Annotated in this window: 9 protein-coding genes; 7 read left to right on the top strand and 2 right to left on the bottom strand. The window is 74.1% G+C overall.

Translation table 11 applies throughout. From position 1 onward, the window contains the following. The coding region (locus tag VGB14_10650) for a GTPase (GenBank protein ID HEX9993376.1) at positions 1-428 on the bottom strand (428 nt) is incomplete at its 3' end. Positions 429-464: 36 nt separating this feature from the next. Here VGB14_10650 and VGB14_10645 point away from each other — a divergent pair. From VGB14_10645 to VGB14_10630, 4 genes are all read left to right on the top strand, one after another. After that, positions 465-1,481 carry a PHP domain-containing protein gene (locus VGB14_10645; GenBank protein HEX9993375.1) on the top strand — a complete coding sequence of 339 codons (1,017 nt, stop codon included), beginning with the start codon at positions 465-467 and terminating at the stop codon, positions 1,479-1,481. A 101-nt stretch (positions 1,482-1,582) separates the two neighbouring features. Next, positions 1,583-3,646, top strand: coding sequence for a prolyl oligopeptidase family serine peptidase (locus tag VGB14_10640; GenBank protein ID HEX9993374.1), 2,064 nt, complete (start codon positions 1,583-1,585; stop codon positions 3,644-3,646). Next, a complete protein-coding gene (locus VGB14_10635) occupies positions 3,643-3,855 on the top strand; it encodes a hypothetical protein (protein HEX9993373.1) in 213 nt (70 codons plus the stop codon). The genes VGB14_10640 and VGB14_10635 overlap by 4 nt, the downstream gene beginning before the upstream one ends. A 59-nt stretch (positions 3,856-3,914) precedes the next feature. Then, a complete protein-coding gene (locus tag VGB14_10630; protein HEX9993372.1) occupies positions 3,915-4,364 on the top strand; it encodes an SRPBCC family protein in 450 nt (149 codons plus the stop codon). Here the strand turns inward: VGB14_10630 and VGB14_10625 are convergent. Beyond that, entirely contained in the window at positions 4,344-5,939 is a 1,596-nt protein-coding gene (locus VGB14_10625) for an NAD(P)/FAD-dependent oxidoreductase (GenBank protein ID HEX9993371.1), read from the bottom strand. The genes VGB14_10630 and VGB14_10625 overlap by 21 nt on opposite strands. A 56-nt stretch (positions 5,940-5,995) precedes the next feature. Here VGB14_10625 and VGB14_10620 point away from each other — a divergent pair, with 56 nt between their 5' ends. Genes VGB14_10620 through VGB14_10610 form a run of 3 tightly spaced genes read left to right on the top strand, consistent with a single transcriptional unit; the run spans position 5,996 to position 8,951 of the window. Then, complete coding sequence (locus VGB14_10620; GenBank protein HEX9993370.1) at positions 5,996-7,054, top strand: hypothetical protein; 1,059 nt, start codon at positions 5,996-5,998, stop codon at positions 7,052-7,054. 48 nt (positions 7,055-7,102) lie between these two features. Beyond that, complete coding sequence (locus VGB14_10615; protein HEX9993369.1) at positions 7,103-7,789, top strand: queuosine precursor transporter; 687 nt, start codon at positions 7,103-7,105, stop codon at positions 7,787-7,789. Between the two features lie 58 nt (positions 7,790-7,847). Then, on the top strand, positions 7,848-8,951 hold the full coding sequence (locus VGB14_10610) for a BMP family ABC transporter substrate-binding protein (protein ID HEX9993368.1): 1,104 nt from the start codon (positions 7,848-7,850) through the stop codon (positions 8,949-8,951). Positions 8,952-9,065: the final 114 nt, after the last annotated feature.

Here is a 9,065-nt window from a genome sequence, read left to right as displayed (position 1 = left end):
CGCCGCTCGACCTGCGCCTCGAGCGACTCCAGGTCGGCCAGGGTGAGCTCCAGCTCGATGGTGCCCAGCTGCTCGACCGGGTCGGTGGGGCCGGGCGCGTCGTCGTCCTCGAAGGCCCGCAGCACGAACACGACGGCGTCGACCTCGCGGATGCCGGCGAGGAACCGGTTGCCGAGGCCCTCGCCGTGGCTGGCCCCGGCGGCGAGGCCACCGATGTCGACCACCTGCACGCTGGCCGGCACGACGTTGCGGGACGCGCTCATCGCCGCCAGCGCGTCGAGCCGGTGGTCGGGCACCTTGCCGACGCCGGTGTTCGAGTCGGTCGTCGTGAACGGGAACGGCGCCACGGCCGCGTTGCCGCCCGTGAGGGCGTTGAACAGCGAGGACTTGCCGACGTTGGGCAGCCCCACCAGGCCGAACCGCTCCATGCCGACGAGGCTACCGGCGCCACTACCCTCCGCCCGGTGGAGCCGGCCGACGCACTCGACCGCATCGCCTACCTGCTCGACCGGGCCAGGGAGCCGTCGGCCAAGGCCAGGGCGTTCCTGCGCGCCGCCGCCGTCGTGCGGGGCCTCGACCCCGACGAGCTGCGGGAGCGGGTGGCCGGCGGGCGGCTGACCGACCTGCCCGGCATCGGCGACAGCACCGCCAGGGTGATCACCGAGGCGATGGCCGGCGAGGTGCCCGCCTACCTCCAGCGGCTGGAGGGCCAGTCGGGGGTGCCGGAGGGCGAGGGCGCGGCGATCCGGGCGGCGCTGCGGGGCGACTGCCACACCCACTCGACCTGGTCGGACGGCGGCGCCGAGATCGAGACCATGGCCCGGGCCGCGGCCGAGCTGGGGCACGAGTACGTGGTCCTCACCGACCACTCGCCCCGGCTCACGATCGCCCACGGCCTGTCCCGCGACCGGCTGCTGGCCCAGCTCGACGAGGTCGCCGAGGTGAACGAGCGGGTGGCGCCGTTCCGCATCCTCACCGGGATCGAGGTCGACATCCTGGAGGACGGCGGCCTCGACCAGGACGACGACCTGCTGGGCCGGCTCGACGTCGTCGTCGCCAGCGTCCACTCGAAGCTGCGCATGGAGCGGGACGCGATGACCAGGCGCATGGTGATGGCCGTCGCCAACCCCCACGTCGACATCCTCGGGCACTGCACCGGCCGGATCGTGGTGGGCAGGGGCCGGCCGCCGTCGACCTTCGACGCCGAGCTCGTGTTCGCCGCCTGCGAGCGCTTCGACGTCGCCGTCGAGATCAACTCGCGGCCCGAGCGCCTCGACCCGCCCGACGAGCTGCTCGCGCTCGCCGTCGAGACCGGCTGCCGGTTCTCGATCGACACCGACGCCCACGCGCCGGGCCAGCTCGAGTGGCAGCCGTACGGGTGCGACAAGGCGGCCCGCACCGGCGTCCCGGTCGACCGCGTCGTCAACGCGTGGGGCGCCGACGACCTGGTGGAGTGGGCCGCCTCCCACGGCGGCCGGTAGCCTCGCCCCTCGTGTCCAAGAAGACCTCGAAGCGCAAGATCAAGGCCCGCACCTCCAAGGCCAACCACGGCACCAAGCCCAACGCCGGCCGGGGCTGACCGCTGAGCGCGGCCGGCCCCACCGTCCCGCCGGCGCCTGCCGCGAAGCGGGACGACGTCGTCGACCTCGTCCACGGCGTCGCCGTGCCCGACCCGTTCCGGTGGCTGGAGGACGGGGCCGGCGAGGCGACGGCGGCCTGGGTGGAGGACCAGAACCGGCGGACCAGGGCGGTCCTCGACGCCCTGCCCGGCCGCGACGGGCTGCACGCCCGCCTCATGGGCCTGCTGCGGGCCGGCTCGTCCGTCGGGCCGCGGCTCGCCGGCGGCGCCGTCCTGTCGCTCGACCGCTGGGGCGACCTCGACCAGGCCGTCCTCGTGTCCCGGCCGCTCGACGCGCCGGGGGCCGAGCCGCGCGTGCTGGTCGACCCGCACGCCGCCACCGGCGACCCGACGACGGCGATCGACTGGTTCCACCCGTCGCCCGACGGCCGCCTCGTCGCCTACGGCACGTCGAGCGGCGGCAGCGAGGACAGCGTCCTGCGGGTGCTCGACGTGACCACCGGCGAGCACCTCGCCGAGGCCATCCCCGACACCCGCGCCGCCTCGGTGGCCTGGCTGCCCGACGCCTCGGCGTTCGCGTACACCCGCTACCCGGCCGGCGAGCAGTACGGGCGGCGGGTGTGGTGGCACCGGCTGGGCGACGACCCGTCCGGCGACGACCTCGTCTTCGGCGACCTCCCCGACGAGACGGCCTGGCCGGACGTCACCGCGTCCCGCGACGGGCGCTGGCTGGTGGTCACCGTCTCGTTCGGGTGGAGCAGCAGCGACGTCCACGTCGTCGACCGCCAGACCGGCGACCGCACGACGGTGGTCGAGGGCGCCGACGCCATGACCCTGCTCGAGGTCGTCGGCGACCGCCTGGTCGGCACGACGACGCTCGACGCGCCGCGGGGGCGGGTGGTCGCCGCCCCGCTCGACGCCCCGACCCCCGACCGGTGGGCGACCCTGCTGCCCGAGGGCGACTCGGTGATCGAGGGGGCCACCGTCGCCGGCCGGTCGCTGCTCGTCGCGGCGACGAGGTCGGCCGTCGCCAAGGTCCTCCGCCTGCCCCTCGACGGCGGCGAGGTCGAGGAGGTCGCCCTGCCCGGCATCGGGTCGCTCGCCGGCATGGACGGCGACGGCGAGCGCGAGCTGGCCGTCCTGTCGTTCACGTCGTTCACCCGCCCGCCGGCGCTCTACCGCTGGACGCCGGGCGAGGTCGAGCCGTGGTCGGACCTCGAGGGCGACCTCGACGCCGACGCCTACGTCGTCGAGCAGGTGCGCTACCCGTCGACCGACGGCGCCGAGGTGCCGATGTTCGTCGTCCGCTCGGCCGACGACCCCGGCCCGGCGGAGGGCGGGCCCCGTCCGACGATCCTCACCGGCTACGGCGGCTTCGCCGTCACCTACGGCCCGGCCTACGGCCCCCACATCGCCGCCTGGTGCGACGGCGGCGGTCGCTACGCCGTCGCCTGCCTGCGGGGCGGGTCGGAGGAGGGCGAGGCCTGGCACCGGGCCGGCATGCGGGAGCACAAGCAGCAGGTGTTCGACGACTTCCACGCCGCCGGCGACTGGCTGGTCGACCGGGGGCTCGCCACCCGGTCGTCGCTCGCCATCCGGGGCGGCAGCAACGGCGGCCTCCTCATGGGCGTCGCCGTCACCCAGCGGCCGGACCTGGCCCGGGCCGTCCACTGCGCCGTCCCCCTGCTCGACATGGTGCGCTACCACCGGTTCCTGATCGCCCGGCTGTGGACGCTCGAGCTCGGTGACCCCGACGTGCCCGAGGAGTTCGCCTGGCTGTACGCCTACTCGCCGTACCACCACGTCGAGGACGGCACCTGCTACCCGGCCGTGCTCGTCACCACCGGCGAGGAGGACTCGCGGGTCGACCCGTGCCACGCCCGCAAGTTCGCCGCCCTCCTCCAGGAGGCGACCTCGTGCGGGGACGACAAGCCGGTGCTGCTGCGGGTGGAGACGAGGGCCGGCCACGGGCAGGGCAAGCCGGCCACCAAGCAGGCCGAGGAGCTCACCGACGTGCTGTCGTTCCTCGGGTGGCAGGTCGGCTGGCTGGGTACCGCACAGGCATGACGGACCAGGACCCCCTCCAGGAGCCCGAGAACAGCACGGTCGACGACTGGCACGGCCAGGAGGTCGACCGGATGACGGAACGGGCCGACCAGGCCGTGGCCGACGCCGACGGCGACATGGAGGAGGCCGAGCGGCGCTTCGAGGAGGGCGAGTCCGACCTCCCGCCGACGGCCGCCGCCGGCGAGGGCGACGAGGCCCCGAGCGGCTGACCCGGCACCGGCGAGCGCCGGCGGGCTGACGGCCGTGGCGGCGGGGTAGGGCTGGGCGCATGGCCGTCAACGCCGTGCACGTGGACACTCCGGTCGAGTCGGTGTTCGCCGTCCTCGTCGACCCCCGCACCTACCCCGAGTGGCTGGCCGGGGCCAAGCACATCCGCGCCGTCGACGACGACTGGCCGGCCGTCGGCAGCAAGTTCCACCACCAGGTCGGCATCGGGCCCATCCGCGTCAACGACGACACGAAGGTGCTGGAGATCGACCGGCCCAACCGCCTCGTGCTCGAGGTGCGGGCCCGGCCGGTGGGCCGGGGCAAGACGACGTTCGTGCTCCGCCAGGACGGCGACGGCTGCACGCTCACGGTCGAGGAGCACCCGCTCCAGACGCCGCTGCGGTTCCTGACCGACCCGGTGCTGGACGCGTCGATCCACCTCCGCAACGAGGGGTCGCTGAAGCGGCTGAAGAAGCTGGTGGAGGCCCGCTCAGGAGACCGCACGCCGTAGCGCGCGGCGCAGGCGGGCGGCCCGGTCGTGGGCCAGGGCGGCCTTCGCCGCGTTCGCGCCGCACGCCCCGTGGACGCCGCCGCCGGGGTGGGCCGACGACGACGCCAGGTACAGCCCGGGCACGGGCGTCTCGGGCCGGGCCAGGCCGGGCACCGGGCGGAACACGAGCTGCTGGTGGAGCTGGGCCGTGCCGCCGTTGACCTCGCCGCCGACCAGGTTGGCGTTGGCCGCCTCGAGCACGGGCGGGGTCATCACGTGGCGGGCGACGATCGTGTCCCGGAAGCCGGGGGCGAACCGCTCGACGTAGGCCTCGACCCGCTCGGTGAAGGCGGCCGACTCCCGGTCGTCCCACTTGCCGGTGATCCCGTCGCCGCCGCTGTCGCCCCGCACCCGCCGGGGCACGTGGGTGTAGGCCCAGGCCGACTCCGTGCCGGCCGGGGAGCGGGTCGGGTCGGTGGTCGTCATCTGCCCGAAGAGCAGGAACGGCTGCTTCGGCACCCGCTCGGTGGCGAGCTCCATGGCGTAGACGGACAGGTCGTCCATGCACGGCGCCAGGTGGACGGTGCCGGCGCGGGAGCAGGCCGGGTCGGCCCACGGCACCGGGCGGGACAGCGCCCAGTCGACCTTGACCGTCGCCGCGCTCCACTGGAAGCGGGCCAGCTTGGCCAGGAACCCGGCCGGCAGGTGCTCCTCGCCGACCAGGTGCTCGAACAGGGCCGGCGCCGTCGTGTCGGCCAGCACGGCCCGGCGGGCGACGACCTCCCGGCCGTCGGCCAGCCGCACGCCGGCCGCCCGGCCGCCCCGCACCAGCACCCGCTCGACCCTGGCGTCGCACTCCAGGGCGCCGCCCCGGCTGCGGAGCCGGTCCACGAGCGCGTCGACGATGCCGGACGCGCCGCCCTGGGGCACGGGGAAGCCCACCGACTGGCCGAGGAAGGCCAGCATCCACCCGAACAGGCCGCTCCCGGCCGCCTCGGGGGTGAGGTCGGCGTGGAGGGCGTTGCCGGCGAGGAGGAGGCCGCCGCCGGCGCCCCGGAACCGCTCCTCGCCGAAGCGGCGGACGGGGAGCAGGGCGAGGCGGGCGAGGTCGAGCGCGCCCTCGACCTTGAGGGCGGACAGCAGCTTCAGCCCCGGGACGACGGGCGGGAACGGGGACATGAGCGTGTCGACGAACCGCTGGCCGATCCGCTCCCACTGGTCGTAGAGCTCGCGCCAGGCGTCGCCGTCGCCGGGGGCGAACTCGTCGAGCGACGCGGCCGTCTCGTCGACGTCGGTCGACAGCACGGCGGTCGGCCCGTCGAGGGTCGGGTGGGCGAGCACGGCCGGCGCCCGCCGCCAGCGGAGGCCGTGGTCCTCGAGGTGCAGGGCCCGCAGCGCCGGGGAGGCGGCGGCCAGCGGGTAGAAGGCGCTGAACAGGTCGTTGCGGAACCCGGGCGCCGTCACCTCGGCGGTGCGGACGGCGCCGCCGGGAACGCTGGCGGCCTCGAAGACCTGCACGTCCCACCCCGCGTCGGCGAGGTAATTGGCGGCGGCCAGCCCGTTGTGGCCGGCGCCGATGACCACGGCGTCGCTCATGCCCCCTCGTCTACCCCCGTTTGGCCGGCGCGTCGCGGGGAACAAGCGCACATGACGTGAGCCTGACCTACGAGTCGATGGTGGCGGCCGACGAGGCCGACCTCTTCTACGTGACCGACGACTCGCCCGGCATCCGGCGGGTGCGGCGGGGGAAGGGCTTCTCCTACGTGGCGCCCGACGGCTCGACGGTGACCGACGCCGAGGAGCGGGCCAGGATCGCCTCGATCGCCATCCCGCCGGCCTGGACCGACGTGTGGATCTGCCCGCTGGCCGACGGCCACATCCAGGCCACCGGCCGGGACGCCAAGGGCCGCAAGCAGTACCGCTACCACCCCCGCTGGCGGGAGGTGCGGGACGCGAACAAGTACGACCGGATGCTGCTGTTCGGCACCGAGCTGCCGAGGCTGCGGCGCCGCATCGAGGAGCACCTCCGCATCGCAGGCCTCCCGAGGGACAAGGTGCTGGCGCTCGTCGTCCGCCTGCTCGACGCCACCCTCATCCGGGTCGGCAACGACGAGTACGCGGCCACCAACGACAGCTACGGGCTCACCACCCTGCGGTCCGAGCACGTCGAGATCACCGACACGTGCGTGCAGTTCGACTTCACCGGGAAGGGCGGCCTGACCCACGAGGTCGCGCTCCGGGACCGGCGCCTCGCCAGGCTGGTGAAGGCGTGCAGCGAGCTGCGGGGCCACGAGCTGTTCACCTACGTCGGCGAGGACGGGCGCCACGTCGACGTCACCTCCTCCGACGTCAACCTCTACCTCCGGGAGCAGACCCGCCAGCCGTTCACGGCGAAGGACTTCCGCACCTGGGGCGGCACCACGGTCGCGGCCACCACCCTCGTCGGCATGGGCGCGCCGGCCACCGCCAGGGAGGCCGAGCGCAACATCCTCCAGGCCTTCGACGCGGCCGCCGAGCGCCTGAACAACACGAGGGCCGTGTGCCGGTCCTGCTACGTGCACCCGGCCGTGCCCGACGGCTACCGCTCCGGCGAGCTGTTCGCCGCCTGGAAGGTGGCCCGCTCGGGCCACGGGCTGGACCGGGGCGAGCGCACCGTCCTCGGCCTCCTGCGGGCCAAGGAGCGGGCGACGGGCGACACCGCCGCCGCCTGAGCGCCGGCCGTCCGGCGGCCCGGCGCCGCCCTGCTACACCTGGCGGGCGTGGCGACCACCGACCTCGCCGACCGGCGCGACCCGCCCGCTCCCGCCGACGTCGCCAGCCGGGCCGCCGTCATCGCCGTCGCCGTCTACATCGGCGCCCAGGTGGTGGCCGACGTGACCAGCGTGAAGATCGGGGTGGTCTTCGACCGCTCCGTCGACATGGGCACGTTCGTGTACCCGATCACGTTCACGGTCAGGGACGTGGTCCACAAGGTGCTCGGCCGGAGCGCGGCGCGCACGCTGGTCGTCACCGCGGCGGCGGTCAACCTGGCGATGGCCGCCTACCTGACGTGGACGGCCGGGGTGGCGAGCGACCCGGGCTGGGGCCTCGGCGGGGAGTACTCGGCGGTCCTCGCGCCCGTCTGGCGCATCACGCTGGCGTCGATCGCGGCCGAGGTCCTGAGCGAGCTGGCCGACACCGAGGCCTACCACTGGTTCGTCACGAGGGTGACGACCCGGCGCCAGTGGGCCAGGGTGCTGTTCAGCAACTCGATCAGCGTCCCGATCGACAACGTCGCCTTCGCGCTCGGCGCGTTCGCGTGGACGCTCCCGTGGGGCGTCGTCTGGGACGTCTTCACGGTCAACCTCGTCGTGAAGGGCCTGGTGACCGTGGCCAGCTTCCCCTTGATCTATCTGACAGCGGATCGCAGCGTCGAGGTGCCGTCACGCCCACCGTCGCGGCACTAGGTTGTCGCGCCATCCAGCGGAGTGGGAGGACACACGCGTGAAGCATCGGTTCGGTCGGGTGGCACTCGCCCTCTTCCTCGCCCTCGCCCTCCTGGCGGCGGCGTGCGGTGAGGACGACGACAGCAACGAGGAGGGCGGCAGCGACACGACCGCCGCGGCGGGCGACGACGGGGGCGAGGGCGGCGACGCCGCCGACTTCAGCGCCTGCCAGGTCACCGACACCGGCGGCGTCGACGACCGCTCGTTCAACCAGACGGCCTTCGCGGGGGTCGAGCAGGCCGAGTCCGAGCTGGGCATCGAGGGCAGCGTCCTCGAGTCCCAGGCCGAGTCGGACTTCGAGCCGAACATCAACGCCTTCCTCCAGCAGGAGTGCGACCTGATCGTCACGGTGGGCTTCCTGCTGGGCGACGCCACCCAGGCCGCCGCCGAGGCCAACCCGGACCAGAAGTTCGCCATCGTGGACGTCGACTTCTTCGACACCGACGCCGGCGAGGACATCAGCTACGACAACGTCCGCGAGCTGACGTTCAGCACCGACCAGGCCGCCTTCCTCGCCGGGTACGTCGCCGCCGGCATGACCGAGTCGGGCACGCTCGGCACCTACGGCGGCATCAACATCCCGCCGGTCACGATCTTCATGAACGGCTTCGAGGCCGGGATGAACTACTACAACGAGCAGAAGGGCACCGACGTCCAGCTCATCGGCTGGAGCTCGGAGGACCAGGACGGCCTGTTCACCGGCGACTTCGAGGACCAGGACAAGGGCCGCCAGGTGACCGAGTCGCTGCTCGACGAGGGCGCCGACATCATCATGCCGGTGGCCGGCCCCGTCGGCCTCGGCTCGGTCGAGGCCGTGCGGGCCGACGGCGGCGACGCCAAGCTCATCTGGGTCGACACCGACGGCTGCGAGAGCGCGCCGGACGCCTGCGACCTGCTGCTCACGAGCGTCATGAAGAACATGGACGTCGCCGTGTTCGACACGATCGAGTCGGCCGTCAACGACGAGTTCGAGGGCGGGCTCTACACCGGCACGCTCGAGAACGAGGGCGTGGGCCTCGCCCCGTACCACGAGTTCGAGGAGCAGGTGCCCCAGGAGCTGAAGGACGAGGTGGAGCAGCTCCAGCAGGACATCATCGACGGCACGGTCACGGTCGGCGGCTGAGCCCCGGCCACCGGAGGGCACGGCCGTGCGGGTCGAGCTGCGGGGGATCACGAAGCGGTTCCCCGGCGTGGTGGCGAACCGGGACGTGGACCTCTCCGTGGACAGCGGAGAGGT

The organism is Acidimicrobiales bacterium, from assembly GCA_036399815.1.
Taxonomy (GTDB): domain Bacteria; phylum Actinomycetota; class Acidimicrobiia; order Acidimicrobiales; family DASWMK01; genus DASWMK01.
This window is presented reverse-complemented; position numbering and strand designations above follow the sequence as displayed.

Coding starts and splice junctions, on each gene's coding strand:
- VGB14_10630 (HEX9993372.1), top strand. CDS start 3,915: ATGGCCGTCAACGCCGTGCACGTGGACACTCCGGTCGAGTCGGTGTTC.
- VGB14_10635 (HEX9993373.1), top strand. CDS start 3,643: ATGACGGACCAGGACCCCCTCCAGGAGCCCGAGAACAGCACGGTCGAC.
- VGB14_10625 (HEX9993371.1), bottom strand. CDS start 5,939: ATGAGCGACGCCGTGGTCATCGGCGCCGGCCACAACGGGCTGGCCGCC.